Source organism: Hephaestia sp. MAHUQ-44 (genome assembly GCF_023806085.1).
Classification (GTDB): domain Bacteria; phylum Pseudomonadota; class Alphaproteobacteria; order Sphingomonadales; family Sphingomonadaceae; genus Sphingomonas.
On the sequence record NZ_JAMSLX010000004.1, the window covers coordinates 260,115 to 285,079 of the forward strand.

At 67.1% G+C, this 24,965-nt stretch carries 24 protein-coding genes, 2 tRNA genes and 1 riboswitch; of the genes, 14 read left to right on the forward strand and 12 right to left on the reverse strand.

The window, feature by feature from the left end; all coding sequences use genetic code 11:
- Positions 1–17 precede the first annotated feature (17 nt).
- Positions 18–1,799, forward strand: a complete 1,782-nt coding sequence (locus NFE57_RS06520) for an IlvD/Edd family dehydratase (RefSeq protein ID WP_252134766.1) — start codon at positions 18–20, stop codon at positions 1,797–1,799.
- 32 nt (positions 1,800–1,831) lie between these two features.
- On the opposite strand, the gene NFE57_RS06525 is transcribed toward NFE57_RS06520, so the two are convergent.
- Complete coding sequence (locus tag NFE57_RS06525) at positions 1,832–1,978, reverse strand: hypothetical protein (protein ID WP_252134767.1); 147 nt, start codon at positions 1,976–1,978, stop codon at positions 1,832–1,834.
- Between the two features lie 117 nt (positions 1,979–2,095).
- A riboswitch (cobalamin riboswitch) is annotated at positions 2,096–2,299 on the forward strand.
- Positions 2,300–2,401: 102 nt separating this feature from the next.
- Between NFE57_RS06525 and NFE57_RS06530 the strand changes: the two genes are divergently transcribed.
- The 6 genes from NFE57_RS06530 to NFE57_RS06555 all read left to right on the forward strand — a co-directional run bounded on the left by NFE57_RS06530 (position 2,402) and on the right by NFE57_RS06555 (position 8,764).
- Positions 2,402–4,240 (forward strand): TonB-dependent receptor plug domain-containing protein, encoded by a 1,839-nt coding sequence (locus NFE57_RS06530; protein ID WP_252134768.1) that lies wholly within the window; start codon positions 2,402–2,404, stop codon positions 4,238–4,240.
- On the forward strand, positions 4,240–5,049 hold the full coding sequence (locus NFE57_RS06535; RefSeq protein WP_252134796.1) for an ABC transporter substrate-binding protein: 810 nt from the start codon (positions 4,240–4,242) through the stop codon (positions 5,047–5,049). Before NFE57_RS06530 ends, NFE57_RS06535 begins: the two co-directional genes overlap by 1 nt.
- Positions 5,046–6,008, forward strand: a complete 963-nt coding sequence (locus NFE57_RS06540; protein ID WP_252134769.1) for a FecCD family ABC transporter permease — start codon at positions 5,046–5,048, stop codon at positions 6,006–6,008. The genes NFE57_RS06535 and NFE57_RS06540 overlap by 4 nt, the downstream gene beginning before the upstream one ends.
- The gene (locus NFE57_RS06545) at positions 5,999–6,778 is read left to right on the forward strand and encodes an ABC transporter ATP-binding protein (RefSeq protein ID WP_252134770.1); all 780 of its coding nucleotides are present in this window, start codon (positions 5,999–6,001) and stop codon (positions 6,776–6,778) included. Before NFE57_RS06540 ends, NFE57_RS06545 begins: the two co-directional genes overlap by 10 nt.
- 83 nt (positions 6,779–6,861) lie before the next feature.
- Positions 6,862–7,887 (forward strand): alanine racemase, encoded by a 1,026-nt coding sequence (locus NFE57_RS06550; protein ID WP_252134771.1) that lies wholly within the window; start codon positions 6,862–6,864, stop codon positions 7,885–7,887.
- Positions 7,888–7,999: 112 nt separating this feature from the next.
- Positions 8,000–8,764 (forward strand): FadR/GntR family transcriptional regulator, encoded by a 765-nt coding sequence (locus NFE57_RS06555; RefSeq protein ID WP_252134772.1) that lies wholly within the window; start codon positions 8,000–8,002, stop codon positions 8,762–8,764.
- 54 nt (positions 8,765–8,818) lie between these two features.
- On the opposite strand, the gene NFE57_RS06560 is transcribed toward NFE57_RS06555, so the two are convergent.
- Together NFE57_RS06560 and NFE57_RS06565 are read right to left on the reverse strand one after the other, a co-directional pair.
- Positions 8,819–10,618 (reverse strand): IlvD/Edd family dehydratase, encoded by a 1,800-nt coding sequence (locus tag NFE57_RS06560; protein WP_252134773.1) that lies wholly within the window; start codon positions 10,616–10,618, stop codon positions 8,819–8,821.
- Positions 10,619–10,642: 24 nt separating this feature from the next.
- Positions 10,643–11,806 carry an aldose epimerase family protein gene (locus tag NFE57_RS06565; protein WP_252134774.1) on the reverse strand — a complete coding sequence of 388 codons (1,164 nt, stop codon included), beginning with the start codon at positions 11,804–11,806 and terminating at the stop codon, positions 10,643–10,645.
- Positions 11,807–12,016: 210 nt separating this feature from the next.
- On the opposite strand from NFE57_RS06565, the gene NFE57_RS06570 reads away from it, so the two are divergent.
- From NFE57_RS06570 to NFE57_RS06580, 3 genes are all read left to right on the forward strand, one after another.
- Positions 12,017–13,267, forward strand: coding sequence for a sugar MFS transporter (locus tag NFE57_RS06570; RefSeq protein ID WP_252134797.1), 1,251 nt, complete (start codon positions 12,017–12,019; stop codon positions 13,265–13,267).
- Positions 13,268–13,308: 41 nt separating this feature from the next.
- Complete coding sequence (gene araD1, locus NFE57_RS06575) at positions 13,309–14,289, forward strand: AraD1 family protein (protein WP_252134775.1); 981 nt, start codon at positions 13,309–13,311, stop codon at positions 14,287–14,289.
- Positions 14,290–14,374: 85 nt separating this feature from the next.
- Positions 14,375–15,028, forward strand: a complete 654-nt coding sequence (locus tag NFE57_RS06580; protein ID WP_252134776.1) for a GntR family transcriptional regulator — start codon at positions 14,375–14,377, stop codon at positions 15,026–15,028.
- A gap of 11 nt (positions 15,029–15,039) precedes the next feature.
- On the opposite strand, the gene NFE57_RS06585 is transcribed toward NFE57_RS06580, so the two are convergent.
- From NFE57_RS06585 to NFE57_RS06600, 4 genes are all read right to left on the reverse strand, one after another.
- A complete protein-coding gene (locus tag NFE57_RS06585) occupies positions 15,040–15,267 on the reverse strand; it encodes a hypothetical protein (protein WP_252134777.1) in 228 nt (75 codons plus the stop codon).
- A gap of 100 nt (positions 15,268–15,367) precedes the next feature.
- The gene (locus tag NFE57_RS06590; protein ID WP_252134778.1) at positions 15,368–15,580 is read right to left on the reverse strand and encodes a cold-shock protein; all 213 of its coding nucleotides are present in this window, start codon (positions 15,578–15,580) and stop codon (positions 15,368–15,370) included.
- A 227-nt stretch (positions 15,581–15,807) separates the two neighbouring features.
- On the reverse strand, positions 15,808–16,554 hold the full coding sequence (gene rlmB, locus NFE57_RS06595) for a 23S rRNA (guanosine(2251)-2'-O)-methyltransferase RlmB (RefSeq protein ID WP_252134779.1): 747 nt from the start codon (positions 16,552–16,554) through the stop codon (positions 15,808–15,810).
- Positions 16,555–16,600: 46 nt separating this feature from the next.
- Positions 16,601–18,208 carry a M20/M25/M40 family metallo-hydrolase gene (locus NFE57_RS06600; RefSeq protein WP_252134780.1) on the reverse strand — a complete coding sequence of 536 codons (1,608 nt, stop codon included), beginning with the start codon at positions 18,206–18,208 and terminating at the stop codon, positions 16,601–16,603.
- A 156-nt stretch (positions 18,209–18,364) separates the two neighbouring features.
- Between NFE57_RS06600 and NFE57_RS06605 the strand changes: the two genes are divergently transcribed.
- Positions 18,365–18,450, forward strand: a tRNA-Tyr gene (locus tag NFE57_RS06605).
- Between the two features lie 49 nt (positions 18,451–18,499).
- Here the strand turns inward: NFE57_RS06605 and NFE57_RS06610 are convergent.
- Positions 18,500–18,652, reverse strand: a complete 153-nt coding sequence (locus NFE57_RS06610; RefSeq protein ID WP_252134781.1) for a hypothetical protein — start codon at positions 18,650–18,652, stop codon at positions 18,500–18,502.
- A 98-nt stretch (positions 18,653–18,750) separates the two neighbouring features.
- Positions 18,751–18,824 (reverse strand) — tRNA-Gly (locus NFE57_RS06615).
- A 103-nt stretch (positions 18,825–18,927) separates the two neighbouring features.
- Between NFE57_RS06615 and NFE57_RS06620 the strand changes: the two genes are divergently transcribed.
- On the forward strand, positions 18,928–20,244 hold the full coding sequence (locus NFE57_RS06620; RefSeq protein ID WP_252134782.1) for a methyltransferase family protein: 1,317 nt from the start codon (positions 18,928–18,930) through the stop codon (positions 20,242–20,244).
- A gap of 69 nt (positions 20,245–20,313) precedes the next feature.
- Here NFE57_RS06620 and NFE57_RS06625 read toward each other — a convergent pair whose 3' ends face one another.
- Both NFE57_RS06625 and NFE57_RS06630 read right to left on the reverse strand, forming a co-directional pair.
- On the reverse strand, positions 20,314–21,687 hold the full coding sequence (locus NFE57_RS06625) for a glutamate--cysteine ligase (protein WP_252134783.1): 1,374 nt from the start codon (positions 21,685–21,687) through the stop codon (positions 20,314–20,316).
- Positions 21,688–21,733: 46 nt separating this feature from the next.
- Positions 21,734–22,477: a 16S rRNA (uracil(1498)-N(3))-methyltransferase gene (locus NFE57_RS06630; protein ID WP_252134784.1), complete on the reverse strand. Its 744-nt coding sequence runs from the start codon at positions 22,475–22,477 to the stop codon at positions 21,734–21,736.
- A gap of 158 nt (positions 22,478–22,635) precedes the next feature.
- On the opposite strand from NFE57_RS06630, the gene NFE57_RS06635 reads away from it, so the two are divergent.
- A complete protein-coding gene (locus NFE57_RS06635; protein WP_252134785.1) occupies positions 22,636–23,877 on the forward strand; it encodes an ABC transporter permease in 1,242 nt (413 codons plus the stop codon).
- Positions 23,874–24,788 (forward strand): 4-hydroxybenzoate octaprenyltransferase, encoded by a 915-nt coding sequence (gene ubiA, locus NFE57_RS06640; RefSeq protein ID WP_252134786.1) that lies wholly within the window; start codon positions 23,874–23,876, stop codon positions 24,786–24,788. The genes NFE57_RS06635 and ubiA overlap by 4 nt, the downstream gene beginning before the upstream one ends.
- Positions 24,789–24,872: 84 nt before the next feature.
- Here the strand turns inward: ubiA and NFE57_RS06645 are convergent.
- Positions 24,873–24,965, reverse strand: a 93-nt coding sequence (locus NFE57_RS06645) for an integrase catalytic subunit (protein WP_252134798.1), incomplete at its 5' end; no start/stop codon positions are given.

The window sequence follows — 24,965 nt, forward strand, 5'->3', positions numbered from 1 at the left end:
AGCGCTACCAAGGCGGCATGACTCACCGCCTTGCCAAGCGCCGCTTTCGTTCGCGTGACTGGTTCGCCGATCCCGCTCGCGCCGATATGACCGCGCTCTATCTAGAGCGTTTCATGAATTACGGGCTGACTCCGGCCGAATTGCGCGACGGGCGGCCGATCGTCGGCATCGCCCAATCGGGCAGCGATCTGGCGCCGTGCAACCGTATTCATCTCGATCTGGCGCGACGCGTGCGCGACGGCATCCGCGACGCGGGCGGTATCCCGATCGAATTTCCGGTCCATCCGATCTTCGAGAATTGCCGCCGCCCCACTGCGGCGCTCGATCGCAACCTGTCGTATCTGACGCTCACCGAATTGCTCTATGGCTATCCGATCGACGCGGTGGTGCTGACAACGGGGTGCGACAAGACCACCCCGGCGGCGATCATGGCGGCAGCGACGGTCGACATCCCTGCGATCGTGCTCTCCGGCGGACCGATGCTCGATGGCTGGCACGATGGCGAACTGGTCGGTTCGGGCACGGTGATCTGGCGTTCGCGCCGCAAGCTCGCGGCAGGCGAGATCAGCGAGGAGCAATTTCTCGATCGTGCGTGCGATAGCGCGCCGTCGGCGGGGCATTGCAATACGATGGGTACGGCCTCGACGATGAACTCGATCGCCGAAGCGCTCGGCATGTCGCTGCCCGGCTGCGCGATGATTCCCGCGCCGTACCGCGAGCGCGGGCAGATGGCGTATGAGACCGGCCGCCGCATCGTCGACATGGCCTATGAGGATCTGCGTCCCTCGGCGATCCTGACGCGCGCGAGCTTCCTCAATGCGATCCGCCTGCTCACTGCGATCGGTGGGTCGAGCAACGCGCAGCCGCACATCATGGCGATGGCGCGCCACGCCGGGGTCGATCTCGATCCCCGCGATCTCACCACTTATGGTTATGATCTGCCGCTGCTGGCCAACGTCCAGCCGGCGGGCCAATATCTCGGCGAGCGCTTTCACCGCGCGGGCGGCGTGCCTGCGATCCTGTGGGAATTGCTTCAGGCAGGGAAGCTCGACGGCGACTGCCTGACCTGCACCGGGCGCACGGTCGCCCAGAATATCGAACGTTGCGAATCGCACGACCGCGAGGTGATCCGCCCGTTTGGCGATCCGCTGATGGAAAAGGCCGGCTATCTCGCGCTGACGGGCAATCTGTTCGATCTCGGCATCCTCAAATCCTCGGTGATCTCGGACGAGTTCCGCGCACGCTATCTCGCGCGTCCCGGCCAAGAGAATGTGTTCGAGGGGCGAGCGATCGTGTTCGACGGGTCGGACGATTATCACCACCGCATCAACGATCCCGCGCTGCGAATCGATGAGGATTGCATCCTCGTCATGCGCGGTGCCGGGCCGATCGGCTGGCCGGGCTCGGCCGAGGTCGTCAACATGCAGCCGCCCGACGCGCTGATCCGGCGCGGGATCGCCTGGCTGCCGACGCTTGGCGACGGGCGGCAATCGGGCACGTCCGACAGCCCGTCGATCCTCAACGTCAGTCCCGAAAGCGCGGTCGGCGGCGGGCTGTCATGGCTGCGCACGGGCGATACGATCCGCGTCGATCTGAACGCGGGGACGTGCAATGCGCTGGTCGACGCGGCGGAGATCGCACGGCGCCGCACCGAGGCGCCGCCACCGGTGCCCGCGAGCCATTCGCCATGGGAAGAATTGTCGCGCGAGAAGACAGGCCAGCTCGCCGACGGCGCGGTGCTCGAAATGGCGCTAAAATATCATCGGATCGCCGAGATACCGCCGCGCCACAACCATTGATGTTGATTGGCCCCGCATCGAGCCGTCGCCGGTCAGAAAATCAGGGTGATCAGACCCACGATCCCTGCCCAGAGCGCCAAAGCGGCGAGCGAGCCGACGAGAATGCCGACGACCGGCTCACCTTCGCCCTCGGCTTCCACCGGCGGCGCTTCAAGCGTTTCGATTATTGACCCCTTCATAGCGACCCCCCGATTGCTACGCGTACAGATGTACTACTGGCAGCTTGAAAAAACATAAACGGCTCGTCTTTGAAAGCCCTCTTTTCGTCGAACTTGATCGGTTCGTCGCAAATCGCTAGAGGCGCCGGTGTGACAGGTTCCCGAAAGGGATCAAAAGGGAAGTCCGGTGCGCGGAAGTGAATTCCGCAATCCCGGCGCTGCCCCCGCAACTGTAACCGGATAGCCGGCACGCCATCACGCCACTGGGCTTCATGTCCCGGGAAGGCGGCGCGCCAGCGACGACCCGGAAGTCAGGAGACCTGCCTGCCACGGTCGATCCACTGCGCGGACGGGGTGTGCCGGGCGGACGAGGGGCTTTTCCTCGAGCGAGCGACGTTTGTCCGCTCGCAATGGTGCGCAGCGGTCGCATCGAGGAAGACCTGCATGACCCCGTATCGATCGATCCTTCTGGCCACCGCGGCGCTGGCCAGCCCCGCGCTTGCGCAGGAGACGCCCGACGACATCGTCGTGACCGCCGCCGGCGCACCGCAAGCGGCGAGCGAGGCTGGCGATGCGATCACTGTCGTCACCCGCGCCGATCTGGAGACGCGCCAGACCGTCTCGATCGCCGATTATCTGGCGACGACCCCCGGCGTCAGCATGACGCGCTCGGGCGGTCCGGGCACCTTGACCAGCCTGAGCATTCGCGGCGCCGAGGCCACGCAGACGCTCGTCCTGATCGACGGCGTGCGCGTCAACGATCCCTCGTCGCCCGGCGGGGCATTCGATTTCGGCAGCCTGCTCTCCGGCTCGGTCGAACGGGTCGAGGTGCTGCGCGGGGTCAATTCGGTGCCATGGGGCAGCCAGGCGATCGGTGGCGTCGTCAACATTGTCACCGAACAGCCGCCCGAAGCCGGGATCGCAGCCCGCGCCAGCGCCGAATATGGCGCCGCCGACAGCGTCTATGCCAATGGCGCGGTATCGGGGCGCAGCGGCGCGCTGTCGGGGGCGTTGACCGGCGGCTATCTGCGCAGCGACGGCATTTCGGCGGCGTCGAGCGGGACCGAGCGCGACGGCTATCGCCAGATCGGCGGCAGTGCGCGGCTGGGGGTCGATATAACCAAGGGGGTCGGGCTCGATCTGCGCGGTTATTATGCGCATTCGACGATCGATCTCGATGGCTTTCCGCCGCCGGCCTACAGTTTCGCCGACACGCCTGAATATTCGACGACGCAGGAAATCTACGGCTATGCCGGTGTCTACGCGACCGTCGGCCGCTGGCGCAACCGTGCCGCTTTCACCATCGCCGATGTCAACCGCGACAATTACGACCCCAGTTTCAGCACCGCACCGGGCTTCATCGGCCGCGGGCGTTCCGAACGCTATGAATATCAGGGCGATTACCGCATAGTCGATCAGCTCCGCGTGATCGCGGGCGCCGAGCATGAAAACAGCCGCTTCGATGATGGCAGCACCACCGCGTCGGCCGGGGTCACCAGCGTCTATGGCGAGCTGATCGTCCAGCCGGTGCGCCAGCTCACCATCACCGGTGGCGTCCGCAACGACGATCATGACGATTACGGCACCCACACCAGCTTCGGCGCCAATGCCGCGCTCGCGCTCGATACGGGCACGACGTTGCGCGCGAGCTATGCCGAAGGTTTCAAGGCGCCGACCTTGTACCAGTTGCACGGCGCCTATGGCACCGCGACGCTCGCGCCCGAGACGGCCAAAAGCTATGATGTCGGCATCGAGCAGGCCGCGCTGGGCGGCCGGGTGCGCGTTGGCGCGACCTATTTCCATCGCGCGACGCACAACCAGATTGATTTCGATCTCGGCACCTATACTTACGCCAATATCGCGCGTGCGCGTGCGGAGGGCGTCGAACTGGGGGTCACATTGCGGCCGGTCGATGCGTTCACCGTTGCCGCCAATTACACCTACACCAGAACCGAAAACCGCACCCCGGGCACCAATCTCGGCAACGATCTCGCCCGACGCCCGCGTGAGACGGTCAATTTCTCGGCCGATTATCGCTTTCCTGACGCGCTCAGCCTCGGCGGCACGGTCAGTGTCGTCGGCGACAGCTATGACGATGCCGGTAATGTCAACCGGCTCGACGGTTATGTGCTGGCGGGCGTGCGCGCCGAACTGCCGGTCGGGGGCCGCTTCACGCTCTACGGCCGCATCGATAATCTGTTCGACGCGCGCTATCAGACGGTGTCGGGTTATGGCACCTTTGGCCGCGCGGCCTATGGCGGAATCCGGATGAAGCTCGATTGATGCGTCTCGCGGCGATCCTGCCGCTGCTGCTCGTCCTCGCCGGCTGCGACAGGCCGGCGGCGGTGACGCGTGGCGGGATCGTCTCGACCAATCCGTGCGCGGACCAGATTCTGGTTTCGCTGGTCGAGCCCGATCGGATCGCCGCGATCAGCCATTATTCGCAAGACCCGGCGTCGACCTCGCTGCCCCCCGAGGTCGCGCGCCGTTACCGCGTGACGGCGGGCACGGCGGAGGAAGTGATTGCGCTTCGCCCCGATCTGGTGCTGACGAGCACCTTCACCCCTGCCGCGACACGCGCCGCCTATGCGCGCGCCGGGCTCAACGTGCTGCTGCTCGATTCGCCGACGACGATCGCGGCGAGCAAGGCACAGATCATGGTGATCGCGCGCGCAGTCGATCGGCCGGGGCGTGGGCAGGCGCTGGTGAACCGTATCGATGCCGCGCTCGCCGAGACCGCGCCGCAGGACGAGGCGCGCCCCTCGGCGCTGCTCTACATCAGCGGCGATCTGGTGACCGGCGCGGGCACGCTGCTCGACGAATTGATGACGCATGTCGGCCTGCGCGACGCGGCCGCCGATTACGGGTTGCAGCACACCGGACGGCTGCCGCTGGAGACGATCCTCACCGATCCGCCGCGCCTCATCATGACGCCCGAATTTTCCACGCGTGAATCGGCGATCCGCACGCGCATCCTCACCTATCGCACGCGGCAGGCGGTGTTCCCGCGCGGTCTCGTCAATTGCGGCGGGCCGACGATCGTCCCCGCGGTGCAGACGCTCGCCGCGATCCGGCACCAGGTGCTCGAATGAGCCGCGCCGCGAAGCTCGCGCTGCTCGGCCTGGTCGTGGCGCTGCTGTTCGGCCTGTCGCTGATGGCGGGCAAGGTGTGGGTGCCGTTTCCGCTCTGGTGGAGCGCCGATCCGCTCGGGCGGATCATCCTTGAATTGCGCCTGCCGCGCGCGGTGCTGGGGCTGGTGCTTGGCGCGGTGCTCGGGCTGTCGGGCGCGGTGCTGCAAGGCTATCTTCGCAACCCGCTCGCCGATCCGGCGGTGGTGGGGGTGTCGTCCTCGGCCGCGCTCGGCGCGGTCGCGGCGATCGTGTTCGGCTGGGCGGGCGGGGTGTTCGCCTGCGCGATGCTGGCGGCGGCGGGCTCGATGGCGCTGCTGGCCGCGCTCACCTGGCGGACGCAGAGCGCGGTCGGCTTCATCCTCGCGGGCACCGTCCTCGCCAGCCTGTCGGGCGCGCTCACCGCGTTCCTGATCTCGATCGCGCCCAATCCTTATGCCACCGCCGAGGTGATCGATTGGCTGATGGGCGCGCTCACCGATCGCGGCTGGGTCGATCTGCTGCCGGCCTTGCCCTTCCTTGGCGTCGGCGCGCTGCTCCTCCTCCTCACCGCCCCCGCGCTTGATGCGCTGACGCTGGGCGAGGCGGCGGCGCGCTCGATGGGGGTGCGGCTCGGGCGGTTACAGGCGCTGGTGGTGCTCGGCACCGGGCTGACGGTCGGCGCGAGCGTCGCGGTGACGGGGGTAGTCGGCTTCGTCGGCCTCGTCGTGCCGCATCTGCTGCGCCCGATCTTCGGCCACCGCCCGGCCGCGCTGCTGCTGCCTTCGGCGCTGGGCGGCGCGGCGCTGGTGCTCGCGGCCGACAGCCTGTGCCGCCTCGCGCCCGGCGCCGGCGAGGTCCGGCTCGGGGTCGCGATGGCATTGATCGGCGCGCCTTTCTTCCTCGCGCTACTGCTCCGGCAACGGAGGCTGGCATGGACCTGATCGTCGATCGCCTCGGAGTGGCGCTGGCGGGCCGCACGGTCCTCCACGACATCACCGCAACCTTCCGCCCCGGCCGCGTCACCGCGATCCTCGGCCCCAACGGCGCGGGCAAATCGACCTTGGTCAAGGCGATGGCGGCGCTGGTCGCGATCCGGGGCGGCACGATCCGGCTCGACGACCGTAATGTCGCCGCGCTCGATCCCCGTGAGCGCGCGCGACAGATCGGTTATCTGCCGCAGGATGCCGCGATCCATTGGAACGTGCCCGCGCGTGACGTGATCGCGCTCGGCCGTGCCGCGCACCATGCGCCGTTCGCGGGGCTATCGGCCGATGATCGCGCGGCCATCGACGCGGCCGTCATCGCCACCGCCACCACCGATCTGCTCGATCGCCCGGTCAACGAACTTTCGGGCGGCGAGCGTGCCCGCGTTCTGCTCGCGCGCGTGCTCGCCGGGGCGCCCGCATGGCTGCTCGCGGACGAACCGCTCGCGAGCCTCGATCCCGCGCACCAGATCGACATCCTCGATCGGCTGCGTGCGCGGGCGGCGGCTGGGGCAGGGGTTGCCATCGTCCTCCATGATCTCGTCCAGGCGGGCCGCGCGGCGGACGATGTGCTGCTGCTCAAGGCGGGCCGCGTCGCCGCGTTCGGCCCCGCGGCCGAGGTGCTGACCCCCGCCAATCTGCGCGCGGTGTTCGCGATTGAGGTCACCGTCACCGTCGATCGCGCGGGCCGCCCATTGTGCATCCCGATCGGACGGGTGACTGGCTGAGCGCGCGCGGGGGTAATCGGCCCGGCGCCTTTGCGGCAGGCTGAGGGTGGCGCGCGGGCCGGCGTATCGCTAACGCAGGGGCGATGAACGCGCCGCTCCGCCTTCGCCTCGATTCCGCCGCGCTGGTCGCCAATTGGCGCGCGCTCGATGCGATGAGCGGGCGTGCCGCGTGCGGCGCGGCGATCAAGGCCGATGGGTACGGGCTGGGCGCGCGCGGGGTGGCCGAACGGCTCGCGGCAGCGGGCTGTCGCGACTTCTTCGTCGCGACCTGGGCCGAGGCGATGGCCCTGCGCGATCTCGATCTGCCGCTGGCGGTGTTTCACGGCGTCCGTGCGGAGGATATGGCCGCCGCGGCCGCCGGCGTCGCGCGGCCGGTGCTCAACACGCCGATGCAAATCGCGCGCTGGCGCGAGGCGGGCGGGGGCCCCTGCGATGTCATGGTCGATACCGGCATGAACCGCCTCGGCGTCGCGCCTGAGGATATTGGCGGCGGCTTGCTCGACGGGCTCGATATCGTCACGCTGATGAGCCATCTCGCCTGCGCCGACGAAGATACGGCCATGAACGCGCGCCAACGCGACGCCTTCGCGGCGCTCGCCGGCCGCACCGGCGCGGCACGGATGAGCCTCGCCAATTCATCGGGGATCGCGCTCGGCGCGGACTATGCGTTCGATCTGACGCGCCCCGGCCTCGCGCTGTACGGTGGCCGCCAGCGTGACGAACATCGGGGCATTGCGCAGGTCGTCACCCCCGAGGCGCAGGTGATCCAGCGCCGTTGTGTGCCCGCAGGCGGAGTGGTCGGCTATAATGCGACTTGGCGCGCGCCCGCCGATACCGAGATCGCGATCCTCAATCTTGGCTATGCCGACGGCTATTTCCGTGGCTTTTCGGGCACGGGCATCGCGCGCGTCGGCGATGTGGTGCTGCCCGTGCTCGGCCGCGTGTCGATGGATATGATCGCGATCGGGGTCGATGCCGCGCCCCGGCTTGCCGAAGGCGATTGGGTCGCGCTCGATTACGATCTGCCTGCCGCCTCGGCTGCCAGCGGGATGGCGCAATACGAATTGCTCACCTGCCTCGGCGCGCGTTTCGATCGGTGCTGGCTTTAGGGTCCGAACCCTGGGCAGCGCGTTTGGCGCAGAGTCAGATATGGTATACATTATATCGTCGGACATAGGCGACTGAGCCGGAAGAGCGCAGCCATGCAACGGAGGAACAGCTTTGGACGATCGTGGCGAGCCCGAGGGAGCAGGTCTTCTCAAGGGCAACCTCAATCGCCGGTTGCACTCGTCGCTTGCACGTGAACTCGGGCGCCGCATCCTGAGTGGTGAATTGCCGCCGGGCCATCTGTTTCCCGGCGAGATCGATTTCAGCCAGCAGCTCGATCTGTCACGCTCGGCGCTGCGTGAGGCGTTCCGTATCCTGTCGGCCAAGGGACTGGTCGAAAGCCGCCCCAAAGCCGGGACGCACGTGACCGATCCGGCACGCTGGAGCCGGCTCGATCCCGATGTGCTCGCGTGGCAATTCGCGAGCGAGCCGAGCCCCGAATTCCTGCGCGACCTGTTCGAACTGCGGATGATCGTCGAGCCCGCCGCTGCCGCGGCCGCGGCGGCGCGGCGTAACGAGGTTCAGGTCGCCGCGATGGCCGCCGCGCTCGACGCGATGGCGGCGCACGGGCTGGCGACCGAGGAGGGCCGCGCCGCCGACCAGCTTTTCCACAGCCTCGTCATCGAGGCCGCGCACAACCAATTGCTCTCGACGCTGTCGAGTTCGATCATGGCCGCGGTGGCGTGGACGACGATCTTCAAACAGCGCCGCCGCGTGCTGCCCCGCGATCCGATGCCCGAGCATTGCGCGCTCCACGCCGCGATCGCGGCCGGCGATGCGGATGGCGCGCGCAACGCGATGGTGGTGTTGATCGATCTCGCGCTGGCCGACACCGAAATCGCGATGCGCGCGGAAGAGGGGCCGCCTGCCACGACGTGATGCAGCAGGCGGCACCTTCCGGCTTGCCAATGCCGGTCGATCAATGCCGATCAATCAATGGTTATCGCGCGGCACGCCGTGGGTCTGGGCGATCCGCTGGAACTTCTCGGCACCTTCGAGGATCGCGCCATCGGCGATCTGCCCGATCGTCGCGCGCTGGATTTCCTGCCACGGCGTCTGCGAGGCGGGGTAGGGATAGCCGCCCGCCGCCTCGAGCGCCGCGCGCCGCTCGGCCAGTTCGGCGTCCGAAATCAGCATGTCGGCGGTACCGCGCTTGAGGTCGATCCGCACCCGATCACCGGTCTTGAGCAGCGCCAGGCCGCCGCCCACCGCCGCCTCGGGCGAGGCGTTGAGGATCGACGGGCTGCCGCTGGTCCCCGATTGCCGCCCGTCGCCGATGCACGGCAGCGCATGGACGCCCTCGCGGATCAGATAGGCCGGCGGGCGCATGTTGACGACTTCGGCCGCGCCCGGATAGCCGAACGGCCCGGCGCCGCGCATGAACAGCAAGGTAGTGGGGGTGATGCCAACCGCGGGATCGTCGATCCGCGCGTGATAATCCTCGGGGCCATCGAACACGACCGCCTCGCCCTCGAACGCCTCGGGATCGTCGGGGTTGGACAGGAAGCGCGCCCGGAAATCGTCCGAGATCACGCTCGTCTTCATGATCGCGGCGTCGAACAGATTGCCGCGCAGGACGATGAAGCCCGCATCCTCGAGGATCGGCTGGTCATAGGGGCGGATCACGCGCTCATCCGCGATCCGCGCGTTGCGATAATTCTCGCCGATCGTCTTGCCGGTGCACGTCATCGCGTCGGTATCGAGCAGATCGTGCTTGATCAGTTCGGACGCGACCGCGGGCACGCCGCCGGCATGATAATAATCCTCGCCCAGATATTCGCCCGCCGGCTGGAGATTGACGAGCAGCGGAATGTGGTGGCCATATTCCTGCCAATCGTCGATCGGCAGTTCGACGCCCATGTGGCGCGCGATCGCGGCGAGGTGCATCGGCGCGTTGGTCGAGCCGCCGATCGCCGAATTGATGCGGATCGCGTTGAGGAATGCTTCGCGCGTCATGATCTGCGACGGCTTGAGATCCTCGCGGACCATCTCGACGATCCGCTTGCCGGTGCGCCACGACACTTCCTGACGGTCGCGATACGGCGCGGGGATCGCGGCCGATCCGGGCAGCGACATGCCCAGCGCTTCGGCGAGGCTGTTCATCGTCGAGGCGGTGCCCATCGTGTTGCAGAACCCGGTCGACGGCGCCGACGAGGCGACCAGCTCGATAAAGCCCTTGTCGTCGATCTCGCCCGCCGCGAGCAGTTCGCGTGCCTTCCACACGATCGTGCCCGATCCGGTACGCTCGCCGCGATGCCAGCCGTTGAGCATCGGCCCGACCGACAGCGCGATCGCGGGAATGTTGACGGTCGCAGCGGCCATCAGCGCGGCGGGGGTGGTCTTGTCGCAGCCCGTGGTCAGCACCACGCCGTCGAGCGGATAGCCGAACAGCACTTCGACCAGCCCGAGATAGGAGAGGTTGCGATCGAGCCCCGCGGTCGGCCGCTTGCCCGTCTCCTGGATCGGATGGACGGGAAATTCGAGCGCGACGCCGCCGGCATCGCGAATCCCTTCGCGGACGCGATCGGCGAGCACCAGATGGTGGCGGTTGCATGGGCTCAGGTCGCTGCCGGTCTGCGCGATGCCGATGATCGGCTTGCCCGAGCGTAGTTCGTCGAGGCTCAGCCCGAAATTGAGATAGCGCTCGAGATAGAGCGCGGTCATGTCGATATTGTCGGGATTGTCGAACCACGCACGGCTGCGAAGCTTGGGCGTGGAGGAGGCGTCAGTCATGGTAAGCGGGCTCCGGAGAGATCATCAATTGGCCGTCGAAAGACGGAAGATCATGCGGTGGTGATAGGGCGTGCCCGGATCGACCCGTGCCGAGGCGAAGCCGGGTTGGTTGGGTGAATCGGGGAATTTCTGCGGCTCCATCGCGATGCCGTCACCCTGGCGATAAAGATGGCCGTGCTTGCCGACGAGCGTGCCGTCGAGGAAATTGCCGGTGTAGATCTGCATCCCCGGCTCGGTCGACAGCACGTCGAGCACGCGGCCGCTCTTGGGGTCCTCGAGCCGCGCGGCGAGCTTGGGTTCGGCGGTCAGCCCGGCGTCGAGCGCGAAATTATGGTCATAGCCGCGCCCCGCGACGATCTGCGGATCGGTGCCGTCGCGAATGCCGTCGCCGATCGTGCGGGCTTTGCGGAAATCGAACACCGTGCCCGCGACGGGCTTGAGTTCGCCGGTCGGGATCAGCGCGGCGTTGACCGGGGTGTAGGCGGCGGCGGGCACCGTCAGTTTGTGGTCGAGAATGCCGGTGGCGGCACCTTCGCCGGCGAGATTGAAGATGCCGTGATTGGTCATGTTGACCACGGTCGGCCGATCGGTGGTCGCGTTGAAATCGATCGTGAGCTGGTTCTTCTCGTCGAGCGCATAAGTGACGGTCGCGGTGAGCGTGCCGGGGTAGCCCTGATCGCCATCGGGGCTGGTCAGCGCGAGCGTCACGCTGGCCACCGGCCCCTGTTTGACGTCGGTGATCGTCCACACCTGTTTGTCGAACCCGCGCGCGCCGCCGTGGAGCGAGTTGGCGGTGTCGTTGAGCGTGAGCTGATAGGTTTGGCCGTCGAGCGCGAATTTTCCGCCCGCGATCCGGTTTGCATAGCGGCCGACGGTGACACCGAAATAATTGGGCTTGTCGACGAAGCTCGCGAGATCGTCATAGCCGAGCATGATATCGGCGCTCTTGCCGTCGCGATCGGGGGCCTCGAGCGCCTGCAACGTCGCACCATAGGCAATGATCCGCGCCGAAACGCCGCGATCGTTGGTGAGCGTCACCGCCTCGATCGGGGTGCCGTCGGCAAGCGTGCCGAACTGCGATCGCTGTGCCGTCACGCTCTTCTCCTGCGGGGAGTTGCCGTCGGTCTGTGGCGAGCAGCCGGCCACCGCGAGGAGTGCGGCGGCGGATCCGATGGCGAACCGTTTCATGGGCTATCCTTGCTGCGGGAAGATTGCCTTGCTGCGAGAAGATTGACCCGCGTCATAACCGTATATACTCAGACAAGAAGAAATTGAAAGTCGATTCCGGTATCGTAAAAGAGGACGCGCTTGATGGCTCTGCCCCCCACTACCGACCCCATTCCGACCGCGGGCGCCACCGGCCCCGGCGGCGCTGGGTTGGTCTATCGTTCGGCGCTGATGCTGCTGGCGACGCTCTTCTTCATGTGGGGCTTCATCACCGTCATCAACAACACGCTGCTGCCGCATCTGCGCAGCGTGTTCGATCTCACCTACACCCAGACGACGCTGATCGAATCGGTGTGGTTCATCGCCTATTTCGTTGCCTCGATCCCCTCGGCGAAGCTGATCGAACGGATCGGCTATCAGAAGTCGCTGGTGGTCGGCTTGCTGGTGATGGCGACGGGCGCGCTGATGATGATCCCGGCCGCGCGCATCCCGTCCTACGGTGTGGTGCTGACCGCGCTGTTCGTGGTCGCGAGCGGGATTACGCTGCTTCAGGTCGCCGCCAACCCCTATGTCGCGGTGATCGGCTCGCCCGAGACCGCCTCGTCGCGGCTCAATCTGGTCCAGGCGTTCAACTCGATGGGGACGACGCTCGCGCCCCTGTTCGGGGGCTATCTCATCCTCTCGCGCAGCACCTCGGGCACCCGCGTCGATGGTGCCGCCGAAATGACGATGGCCGAACGGCTTGCCGATGCCCAGTCGGTGCAGCTTCCCTATCTGATCGTCGCCGGCGTGCTCGTGGTGCTCGCAATCGTGATCGCGCGCTACAAACTGCCCGCGCTCGGCGTCGCGACCCAGCGCGCCACCGCCGCGGATCGCCACCAGCATTCGCTGTGGCGGCACCGCAATCTGGTGTTCGGCATCCCCGCGATCTTCATCTATCTGATCGCCGAGATCGGCGTGTCGAACCTGTTCATCAACTTCGTGTCGGCGCCCGAAATCGGCAATATCAGCCACGCCACGGCGTCGAACTATCTGTTCCTGCTGTGGGGCGGGATGATGGTCGGCCGGTTCGCGGGCAGCTTCCTGATGCGCAAGCTCTCCCCGGAGCGCGTGCTCGCAGGGGCGGCGATCGGCGCATTCGTGGTGATGATCATCACCACCTTCGCGACCGGCCCGACGGCGATGTGGACGCTGATCTCGGTGGGGCTGTTCCACTCGATCATGTTCCCGACGATCTTCACGCTCGGTATCCGCGGGCTGGGGCCGCTCACCGAAGAGGGGTCAGGTCTGCTGGTGATGGCGATTGCGGGCGGCGCGCTTGTGATCGTCCAGGGCTGGCTCGCCGATCGTTATGGATTGCAATTGTCGTTCCTGCTGACCGCAGCGTGCGAATTGTACGTGCTGTTCTACGCACTCTGGGGCTCGAAGCCGGTGGTGTCGGGCCGCACCCCGCCGCCCGTCGCCGAACCCGGTGCGGTCTGACCGCGCCGCGTGGGCAGGATTATTTCTAAGGATAGGACGTCATGTCGATAAGTTTCGTTCAGTTTCGTGATGCCGCCGGGCGCGGTGTCGCTCTGGTCACGCCCGATGCCGCGCCGCGCCGCGTGGCGGGGGTCGAGGCCGTGTACGATCTCGCTCAGGCGGCGCTTGCCGCCGGGGCCGGGCTCGCCGATCAGGCACAGGCCGCCGGGCTGGGCGATCCGGTCGATCTCGACGCGGTGACCTTGCTCGCGCCGATCGATCATCGTGATCCCGCGCATCTGCTGATGACGGGCACCGGGCTCACCCATCTCGGCTCGGCCGAGGGGCGCGACAAGATGCACCGCGCCGCGGCCGAGGCTGCGCACCAGACCGATTCGATGAAGATGTTCCTGATGGGCGTCGAGGGCGGCAAGCCTGGCGACGGCAGCATCGGCGTCCAGCCCGAATGGTTCTACAAGGGCGACGGTTCGGCGCTGGTCGCGCCCGGCGCCCCGCTGCCGTCGCCCGATTTCGCGCTCGACGCGGGCGAGGAACCCGAGATTGCGGGCATCTATCTGATCGCCGATGACGGCACCCCCGTCCGGCTCGGTTTCGCGCTCGCCAACGAATTTTCGGATCACGTCACCGAACGCGGCAATTACCTGTGGCTCGCGCATTCGAAGCTGCGCCCGGCGGCGCTCGGGCCCGAACTGCTCACCGGCACGCTGCCCGATCATGTCGAAGGCGCCAGCCGGATCGTGCGCGACGGCAAGACGATCTGGGAAAAGCCCTTCCTCTCGGGCGAGGGCAATATGTCGCACGCGATCAGCAACCTCGAACATCACCATTTCAAATATGCTGGCTTCCGTCGCCCCGGCGACGTCCACGTCCATTTTTTCGGTACCGCGACGCTGTCGTTCAGCGAAGGCGTCCAGACGCAGCCCGGCGACGTGTTCGAGATCGAGGCGGCGCCGTTCACGATGCCGGTATCGAACCCGATCGGCAGCGCCCCCGCGCTCGATACGGCGGTAAAGATATTGTGATCGCACCCTCCGCCCGCAGCCGGTGCGGGCGGAACGGACGCTCGCATTGCTGCGCACTGCTGACGGTTGATGGAGGGGATGCCGCATGAGCATCGTCGTTCGCACGCTTGCCGAGCAGGTGTTCGAGGTCATCCGCGAACGGATCGTCACCGGTCGTCTGGCGTATGATATCGCGATCCGGCAGGATGCGCTCGCCGCCGAACTGGGCGTCTCCAAAATCCCGCTGCGCGAGGCGCTGGCACGGCTCGAACAGGAAGGGCTGCTGATCAGCCAGCCCAATCGCGGCTATTTCGTCCGCCCGATGACGGCCGATGAGGCCGATGAGATCTTTGTGCTGCGGCTTGACATAGAGCCACGCGCTGCCGGCCTCGCGGCGGCGATGGCCGATGACGCCGATCGCGCGGCCGTGCAACGCGCCTTCGACGATCTCGATGCCGCGCATTGTGGCCGCCCCGATCTCACGGTGCGCAGCCGGACCTTTGATATGGCGCTCATTCGTGCGGTCGCCCGGCCGCTCACCACGCAACTCGTCGAGCGGTTGCAGGTGATGGCCGAGCGCTATGTGCTCGCGCATCATGAATCCGCCGGGCGCAGGGAGCGTGCGCATCGGGAGCGCCGCGATCTGATCGAGGCGTGGCTCGCGCGCGATACCGCGGCAACCGAGCGTTTGCTGGCGACGCATATCGACGGCGCGCGCGCCGATCTCAACCAACAATTGCGTGGTGCGGCACCGCGCTGACGCGGGCGGTGTCAGTCGACGGAAGCAGGCGGCGGCGCGGCGGCGTCGAGAACGCGGGCGGCGGTGGCGGCTTCGCGAGCGTCGCGCTGGCGGCGCGTGCGTTCGGCGCGTTCGGCCATCGCCGTCCAGGCACGCTCGGCACGTTCACACCGATCGCGCACATTGTCGAGCGTCGCGGCTTCGGCGGCGGCGTGCTCGGCAGCGGCACGAGCGCGGTAGAAAACGGGATCGTCGGCCATGCGGGCTTTCGGATGAGGGAAGGGCCGGATGAGGGAAAGGCGGTCGATCGGCCAAAACGGGCACCGGCGGCGCTGCACAGGCGCCGCCGGTGCCCCGGTATCAGTCGAGCGCCTGAATGTTGACCGCAGCCTTCTTGCCGCGACGATCGTCCTCAAGGTCGTAGGTCACGCGCTGATCCTGGCGCAGCGTGGCAAGCCCCGCCTTCTCGACCGCGGTGATGTGCACGAACGCGTCGTTGCCGCCTTCGTCGGGGGCGATGAAGCCATAGCCCTTGTCGGCGTTGAAAAATTTGACGGTGCCGGAAATGGCCATTGCGGTAGTCCTTCTTTCGTTCAGGGGGCGCCGATTGTCGGCGCACCCGATGCTTCGGCAGCAGGGAAAGAAGGAAGAAGGTGCCGCAAAGCGCCGAAGACCGTCGATATGCGACTGTAGCCGCGTCTATATAGACCTAGTTGCGACCGATTGTAAGCGCGCTGCGCCGAACGCCCCGGCGCGTGCCGCGAACCGTCGGTTGGGGCGGCGCCCCGTGGCGCAAAGTCTTACCGCACCGTTGCCGCGTAGAGCGCGATCGCGGCGGCGTTGGAGACGTTGAGGCTCTCCATTTTCGGAGCGATCGGCAGCCGCGCCAGCACGTCGCAATGGGCTTCGGTGTTCTGTCGCATCCCTTCGCCTTCGGCGCCGAGCACCAACGCGACGCGGCTGTCGCCGATCGCATCGGCCAACGTCGTCTGCGATTCGCCGGTGAGCCCGATGCGCCAGAATTCGGCCTCGGCAATCTCGTCCAGCGCGCGCGCGAGGTTCACCACGCGCACCCATGGCACCAGTTCTAGCGCGCCCGAGGCGGCGCGCGCCACCACCCCCGATTCGGGCGGGGCGTGGCGATCCTGCGTGACGATGCCGAGCGCGTTGAACGCCGCCGCCGAGCGCAGGATGGCGCCGACATTGTGCGGATCGGTGACCTGATCGAGCACCACCAGCGGTCGCTTGTCGTCGCCGCGCTGATTGAGCAGATCGCCGAGCCAGATATCCTCGAGCGGATCGACCTCGGCGACGATCCCCTGATGCGGGGCATCGCCGGGCACGAGGCGGGCGAGATCGGCGACGTCGGCATAGGTGACCTGGATCGCCGACGGCAGCTTGAACCCGGCCAGCGCCTCCCGCGTGCCCCATATCTTGCGGATCGTGCGCTCGGGGTTGGCGAGCGCCGCGGTCACCGCGTGCCGCCCCCAGAAACGAGGGCGGCCGGGTGTGCCGTGGGTGGTCGAGCGTTGGCCGCGACGCGCCATCAATCATTGCCCGCAGAATGGGTCGGGGCGGTCGGTCGGGCCATCATCAATCGTCATCCGGATAAGCATAAGGGTCGGTCGGCACCGGCTCGCGCGGCAGCGGCGGGCGTGGCAGCGCCTTGTCGGCGTTGGCCGCCGAAAGCAACAGCGAGGCGAGCACGATTGCACCCTGCCGCATATCCTCGGCCTTCAGGTGATCGAACGTGTCGACATTGGTGTGGTGCAGCCGGCTGTCATAATCGAGCGGATCCTGGATGAACTGGAACCCCGGCACGCCCACCGCCTGCATGAACACATGGTCGGTGCCGCCGGTGCGGCTCATCACGACATGGTCCGCGCCCATCGCCGCGAAGGGCGCCAGCCATTCGCGGAAGATCGGCACCGCGGCGGGATTATTCTCGGCATAGAGCCCGCGCAATTTGCCCGAGCCGTTGTCGATGTTGAAATAAGCGGCAAGGTCGCCATAGCCCGGCCGCGGGTGGATCGGCCAGCGCTGCTGCCAGCCGAAATAGCGTTCCAGCCCCGTCTTTTCGGGCACATTGGGGTCGCCGCGCATCGCCAGATGCTGCTCGACATAGGCCAGGCTGCCGAGCAACCCCTGTTCCTCGCCCGACCAGAGCGCGAAGCGGATCGTGCGCTTGGGCCGCACGCCCATGTCGGCGAGGATGCGCGCCGCCTCCATGATCATCGCGGTGCCCGCGCCATTATCGGCAGCGCCGTCGCCCGCGACCCAACTGTCGAGATGTGCCCCCGCCATCACATAGCCGGCCTTGGGGTCGGTGCCCGGAATGTCGGCGAGGATGTTGTACGCCTTGCTGTCCGAATCGTCGTAATGGACCACGCTCGTCATCTCGACGACGGGGGCGGGGCCGACCTTGGCGAGCCGCGCGAGGCGGCGATAATCCTCGGCCGCGATCTCGAAACCCGGCATCACCTGGCTGTCGCCGCTGGCGAACAGATAGCCCGTGCCGTGGATCAGCTTGCCGTCGCGCGGCGACATGGTGGCATAGGCGAGCGCGCCCTCGGCCTTGAGAAAGGCATCGAGCTGCTTGGCGAAGGTCGCGCGCTTCATCCGGCGATCGGCGGCCTCGGGATCGTATTTGGGCTGCTCGAATTCGTCGAATTTGGCGATATCGGCATCGGTATAGCGGCGGAACGGCGCGGTCGACGGCTCGGAGCCATCGTTGGGGCGCGTCACCATCACGATCTTGCCCGCCAGCTTGCCGCGCCATTGGTCGAGATCCTCGGCCTTGCTCATCGGCGCGACGATCACAGGGGCGGAGATCGTGCCCGGCGTCGGCGGCGACCACGCGATCGGGATCGCGGTCAGTTCGATCACGCGCGGGGTGGTCATGCGCACCTGCGATCGCTCGATCCACCAGCCGCGGCCGAATTCGAAACCTTCCTTGTGGACGTTCTTCAATCCCCAGTCGCGGAACCGCGCCTGCGTCCATTCCTCGGCGGTACGCATCGTCGGCGAATTGGTCAGCCGCGCGCCGATCATGTCGGACAGATATTGCGCGGTCTGCATCACCTGGCTGTGGTTGGTGCCCTCGTCGATGATGCGGTTGACCGCGCCGCGATCGACCGATTGGGCGGCGAGCGGTGTCGCGACCGCGGCCAGCGCGGCGGCGGCGAGTAGGAAATGGCGCATGAAACCCCCTGAACTCGGCGTATTGTCTCGCCCAAACACTAAGTTAGGGTGTGGTTCGGCGCAACCCCGGCCACGACGGCGGCGGGGCTGTCGACAGGGGCGTTGACAGGCGCGCCACGGGGCGGCATTGGACCGCCCTCGCTTCGGCGGTCCTTGGGACAGGTGGCCGAGTGGTTAATGGCAGCAGACTGTAAATCTGCCCGCGAGAGCGTACGCTGGTTCGAATCCAGCCCTGTCCACCACCGCCGAAGCGCCGTCGTCATCACTTAAGCGATGCGACGGGCCGGCGCCTCAGCGGCGCCCGTGATGGTCGCCCCGATCGTGATGCCCATGATGCCCGCGATGATGATCGCCCCAATGGCCGGGGCGATCGTTGACGCAGCCGGTCAGCGCGAGCGCGCCCGTCAGCAGCCCGGCCGCGATCATGGTTTTGGCGATACGCATGACGTTCTCCTGTTGCGTTGCTGACGCAATAGAGCGCCGCGCCGAGTGTATCGGTGCTGTATGACACGTGCAGCGAAATGACAGGGAAAGGCGGCGGTTGGAGCGGGTAGCGGGAATCGAACCCGCGTATTCAGCTTGGAAGGCTGCTGCACTACCATTGTGCTATACCCGCTCACCGGGCCGGACGTGCGGAACTAGCGGGCGGCGCGCGCCAGATCAAGCGGGGACGCGTGCTTCACGGCTTGATTACCATTAGCCGCTATCGCTCAGCGGGCATGTTTCATGACAAATCTCTTGCCCGCACCGCGACCGCCGATCCGCGACCGGTATCGGCGGTCGGCCACGGCGTCGGGCTGGCCGGGCTGGTCGGGATGGTCGGCTGGTGCGCGATCGCGCGCTGGTTCGGGATGGACGGCCCCTATGCCGCGCTGGTCAACGTGCTCGCCTGCGGGGTTCCGATGGTGCTCTGGGCGCTGGTCGTCGACAAGGTCCATCGCCGCGCCTCTACGGGCATCGACTGGCAGGCGGTGCGGCCGTGGCGCGAGACGCTCGACGTCAGCCTCACCAAGCTTGCCGGGCTGTGGCTCACCTGGGGCGCGATCGCGATCATCTATTTCACCTTCCGTTTCTATTGGGAGGATGGCTTCGCGTTTGCGATGGGGTGTCTGCAGGTCGCCGCACCCTTCGTGTTCGTGCTGTCGATTCCCTATGTGCTGTGGCTCGATCGCCGGCTGATCGATCCCAAGGACGGTGCCTATGCGCTCGGCGCCTGGCTGATGGGCACCGAGCCCGCCGACCCACAGGCGATCGCCAACCATCTGCGCAGCTGGGCGGTCAAGGGCTTCTACCTCGCTTTCATGCTCGCGATCGTCCCCGGCGGGTTCGGCGATTTCATCCGCACCGATACGGGCGCGCTGTTCGACGATCCGGTCGCGCTCGCCAATTGGCTCATCACCTTCATGTTCGTCGTCGACGTGGGCTTTGCGACCGTCGGCTACATGCTGACGATGCGGCCGCTCGACGCGCATATTCGCACCGCCAATCCCTATGCCTCGGGCTGGACGGCGGCACTGATCTGCTATCCGCCCTTCATCCTGATGAACGATGGCGGCCCGCTCGATTACCGGATCGGCAATTTCAGCGATGGGAGCTGGATGCACTGGTTCGCCGGGCATCCGTGGCTGCTGAGTGCGACCGGGATCGTCCTCGTCCTGCTCACCGCGGTTTACGCCTGGGCGACGGTGGCGTTCGGGCTGCGCTTCTCGAACCTCACGCATCGCGGTATCCTGACCCACGGCCCCTATGCGCTGTCGCGCCACCCCGCCTATCTCGCCAAGAACCTGTTCTGGTGGTGCGCGACGCTCCCGTTCTTCACCACCGGCAGCCTCGTCGATGCCGCGCGCAACACGCTGATCCTCGCGGTTGTCAGCGGGGTCTATTACTGGCGCGCCAAGACCGAGGAAAAGCACCTCAAGGCCGATCCCGATTACGTCGCTTATTGGCAATGGATGGAACGCAACGGCCCGGTGCCGCGCTTCTTCAACTGGCTCCGGGGCGGGCTCGATCGCACAGCGCAGAGCAAAGCCGCATAGGAACCCGGAGTCGAACGTGATGCACTCTGTTATCCTGGACTCCTGCTTGCGCAGGAGCGCCCGCATGAATCAGAATCGCGTCTCGCGATAGAGCCGGCAGACATCCTCGTCCCACGAGCCGCGATATTGATCGAGCAGCATCTGCGCAGGCACCTTGCCGGTCCGCACGATCTCGCGCAGCGGCTCGAGGAAGCCCGATTCGTTGTCGCCCGATGAATTGAGCCGGCCGCGCGCCGACAATCCGGCCGCGGCGATGTCGAGCACGTCGCCCGCAATGTCGCGCAAGCGGCCGCCGCCCGCGATCGGCGCGTCGAGCGCCAGCCTGGGCACCGCGTTCCGCAAATCCTCGCGTTCGTCCATCGTCCAATGTTTGACGACATCCCATGCCGCATCGAGCGCGCCCTCGTCGTAGAGCAGCCCGACCCAGAACGCGGGCAGTGCGCAGATCCGCCCCCACGGCCCGCCATCGGCGCCGCGCATTTCGAGGAAGGTCTTGAGCCGCACCTCGGGGAAAGCGGTCGAGAGGTGATCGTTCCAATCGTCGAGCGTCGGTTTCTCGCCGGGCAGGACCGATAATTCGCCCTTCAGGAAATCGCGGAACGACAGCCCCGCGGCGTCGATATAGCGGCCCTCGCGATAGACGAAGTACATCGGCACATCGAGCATATAGTCGGCGTAGCGTTCGTAGCCGAAGCCAGCCTCGAACACGAACGGCAGCATGCCCGTGCGCGCCGGATCGGTGTCCGACCAGATATGGCTGCGATACGAGAGATAGCCATTGGGCTTTTTCTCGGTGAAGGGCGAATTGGCGAACAGCGCGGTCGCCAGCGGCTGGAGCGCGAGCCCGACGCGGAATTTCTTCACCATATCGGCTTCGGACGCGTAATCGAGATTGACCTGGATCGTGCAGGTCCGCAGCATCATGTCGAGCCCCAGCTCGCCCACGCGCGGCATGTGCCGCAGCATGATCGCATAACGGCCCTTGGGCATCACCGGCAGCTCGGCGCGCGTCTTGTCGGGCCACATGCCGAGCCCGAGGAAGCCCAGCCCCAGCCGATCGCCGATCGCCTTCACCTGTTCCAGATGTCGCGCCGCCTCGGCGCAGGTCTGGTGCAAATTGTCGAGCGGAGCGCCCGAAAGCTCGAACTGCCCGGCGGGTTCAAGGCTGATCGCGCCGTCGGGGCCGGTCAGTGCGATGATCTTGCCCGCCTCCTCGACCGGCTGCCAGCCGAACTCGGTCAGCCCCGTCAGCAGATCGTGGATGCCGCCGGGTTCGTCATAGCTCGGGGCATGAAGGTCGCTCTTGGCGTAGACGAACTTCTCGTGTTCGGTGCCGATCCGCCAGCGCTCCTTCGGCTTCTCGCCTCGCGCGAAGCTGTCGATGAGCTGCGACCGGCTTTCGATCACCGCCGCGTGGCTGTCCGTCACGGTCTTGGTCGTCATGCGCGGGGATGTAGGGGAGGGCGGCGGGCGGCGCTAGACCAGAACGTCACCAGTCGCCCGCTGCGGCCATCCACAGGGCGATCGTTGCCGCCGCGGCGGTGTCGGCGCGCAGGATGCGCGGGCCAAGGCTGATGCCGATCGCCTGCGGCAAGGCACGAATCGCGGCGCGCTCGGCGTCATCGAACCCGCCTTCGGGCCCGATCAGGATCGCGGCCGGGCCGGGGCGCGCGCGCATCGCCTCCAGCGCGGGGGCGCCACCGGTTTCGTCGGCAAAGAACAGCGCGCGCTCGGCCGGCCAGTCGGCGAGCAGCGCGGTGAGCGTCACCGAGTCGCCAAGTTCGGGAACCGCGGTGCGTCCGCATTGCTCGGCGGCCTCGATCATGTGCGCGCGCAGCCGCTCGTCCTTGATGCGATCGACGACGGTGCGCCGCGTCAGCACCGGCACCAGCCGCGCGACGCCCAGTTCGCAGGCTTTCTCGGCCACCCAGTCGATCCGGCCCTTCTTGATCGGTGCCGCGCACAACCAGAGATCGGGCACCGACTCGCGTTCGCGCAATTGCTCGGTCACGTCGAGGATGAGGTCGCGCTTGCGCACGGCGCGCGCGATGCCGAGCCACTCGCCGCTCACTCCATCGAACAGCTTGACCGGATCGCCATCCTTCAACCGCATCACCGACAGCAGATAATGCGCGGGCGCGCCGTCGAGCGGGATCGCGGCGCCCGCGTGCAGGGGCGAGTCGACGAACAGGCGCGGCGTCGATTGCGGCGGCCAGGCGGGGGTGGCGGGCATGGCGTTCGCTATAGACTGTTTCAGTTATACTGAAACAGCGACGGCCCCGGGCCGCCATCACACAAGTGGAATAAATTCTGGCCGGCCGCGCCGCGCGCGTCTGCCCCGAAAGCGAAACAGCTTGCGGCGTCCGGCGCGATCGGCAAGGGACTGGGGCCATGCTTTCCCGGTTCGAACGGATGCTGATCGGGCGTTATCTGCTGCCCGGCGTGGGCGGGCGGATCGTGCTCCTCGTCGCCGCGATCGGGATGCTCGGTGTCACCATCGGCGTCGCCTCGCTGATCCTCGTGATGAGCGTGATGAACGGCGCCGAGGCGCGATTGGTGCAGCAATTCGCGAGCATCGACGGCGACGCCTCGATCACCCGGCCGGGGGCATTCCTCCAGGATTGGCGCCAGCTCGCCGCTACCGCACGCGCCACGCCGGGCGTGGTGTCGGCCGGCCCCGCGATCGAACGCGGTGTCGTCGCCAGCGTCAATGGCCGCACCTATGCCGCCGATCTCCAGGGCCTGCCGCCCGATCGGCTCGCCACCAACCCGCTCGTCCAGCCGGGGCAGGCGCTCGTCACCGGCCATGCGCCGCAGGGCGACGGCGAGATCGTGATCGGCAGCGGCCTTGCCGAACAGCTCGGCGTCTATGTCGGTGAGCCGGTGTCGCTGATGATGGTCCGTTTCGAGCCCGATGGTGGCATCGGCACCGATTTCTACAGCTTCCGCCTCGCCGGCATCTTTCATTCGGACAATGCCAAATACGATTCGACCCGCATCGTCGCGACGATGCCCGCGGTTCAGCGCATGGTCGGCGCGGGCGATGTCGTCAGCCGGATCGACATCACAACCAACGATTCGGAACATGCCGACCGCCTCCTCGCCCCGCTCAAGGCCAAGCTCGCCGGCACAGCGTCGCTCCAGACGTGGCGCGAGATGAACAAGGCGCTGTTCGATGCCCTCGCGGTCGAGCATGTGGGCATGTTCATCGTGCTGTCGCTGGTCGTGCTGGTTGCCTTGTTCAACATTATGTCGTCGCTGGTCATGCTGGTGCGCTCGCGCCACCGCGAGATCGCGATCGTCCGCACGATGGGCGCCTCGCGCGCCTCGGTGATCCGCATCTTCGTCGCAGTGGGCAGCGTGATCGGCGGGATCGGCACCGTCGTCGGGCTGGCGATCGGGCTCGGGCTGGTGCTGTCGAAGGCGCCGCTCTCGGCCGCGCTCGGCGCGCGGATGGCGGGCGACGCCGCGCCCAGCGGCTATGGCATCTTCCTCGACATGCCTTTCATCATCGGCCCGCTCGAACTCGTCGGCATCGTCGTGATGACGCTTGTCGGCACCGTGCTGGCGACGCTGTTCCCCGCCACCCGCGCCGCCGCGGTCGATCCGGCCGAAGTGCTGCGGTACGAATGACCACGCCCGCCGAGATTGTCCCCGATACCCAGCATCGCGGTCTGGTTGGTGCGCTGCCGCCGCGGCTGCGCGCGTTCGCGCTGCTGGCGCGGTTCGATCGCCCGATCGGCTGGTGGCTGCTGTTCTGGCCGGGGGCATGGGGTGTCGCGCTCGCCGGCGGCGCCTTCAGCCGGTGGGAACTGCTGCTGTGGCTGTTGCTCGGCGCGATTGCGATGCGCGGCGCGGGCTGCGTCTATAACGACATCGTCGATCGCGATCTCGATCGCAAGGTCGCGCGCACGCGCGCGCGGCCGCTGGCCTCGGGGGGCGTCTCGCTCACCGCCGCATGGATCTGGCTGGTGCTGCTGTGCCTGATCGGGCTGGTCGTGCTGCTCCAGCTCTCGGCCTATGCCGCGATCGTCGCGCTTGCCAGCCTCGCGCCCGTGGCGGCGTATCCGTTCATGAAGCGGATCACCTGGTGGCCGCAGGCATGGCTCGGGCTGGTGTTTTCATGGGCGGCGCTGGTCGGCTGGTCCGAGGTCGCGGGCGCGCTGACGCTGCCGGGGTTGCTCCTCTATGCCGGGGCGATCGCGTGGGTGATCGGCTACGACACGATCTATGCGCTGCAGGATCGTGAGGATGACGCGCTGATCGGGGTGCGCTCGTCGGCGCTCAGGATGGGGCAGTATGTGCGTGGCGGCACCGCGGGCTTCTATGCCCTTGCGCTGGCGCTGTGGGCGGCGGCGATCTGGCAGGTGCGCGCCGATCCGCTCGCTTTTGTCACGCTCGTACCGGTCGCGCTCCATTTCTGCTGGCAGGTCGCGACGCTCCAGACCGATAACGGCGCCAACGCGCTCGATCGCTTCCGCGCGAACCGGTTCGCCGGGCTGCTGATGTTTTTCGGCTGCGTCGTCGTCGGTCAGGCGCTTTAGGTGAGCGGCACCGGCCCACTCCCCCACAAAGTAATACTTTGTGGGGGCCCTGATCTGCCCCCACCGAGTGGACCGATTGGTTTGTTAGTGGATTAAAGCCGCTGCCGCCATATCCGGGCGGAGGTGGAGCGAAGCGGAACCGGATGCCGGATATGGCGGTGTCGCCGTTTCCGGGGC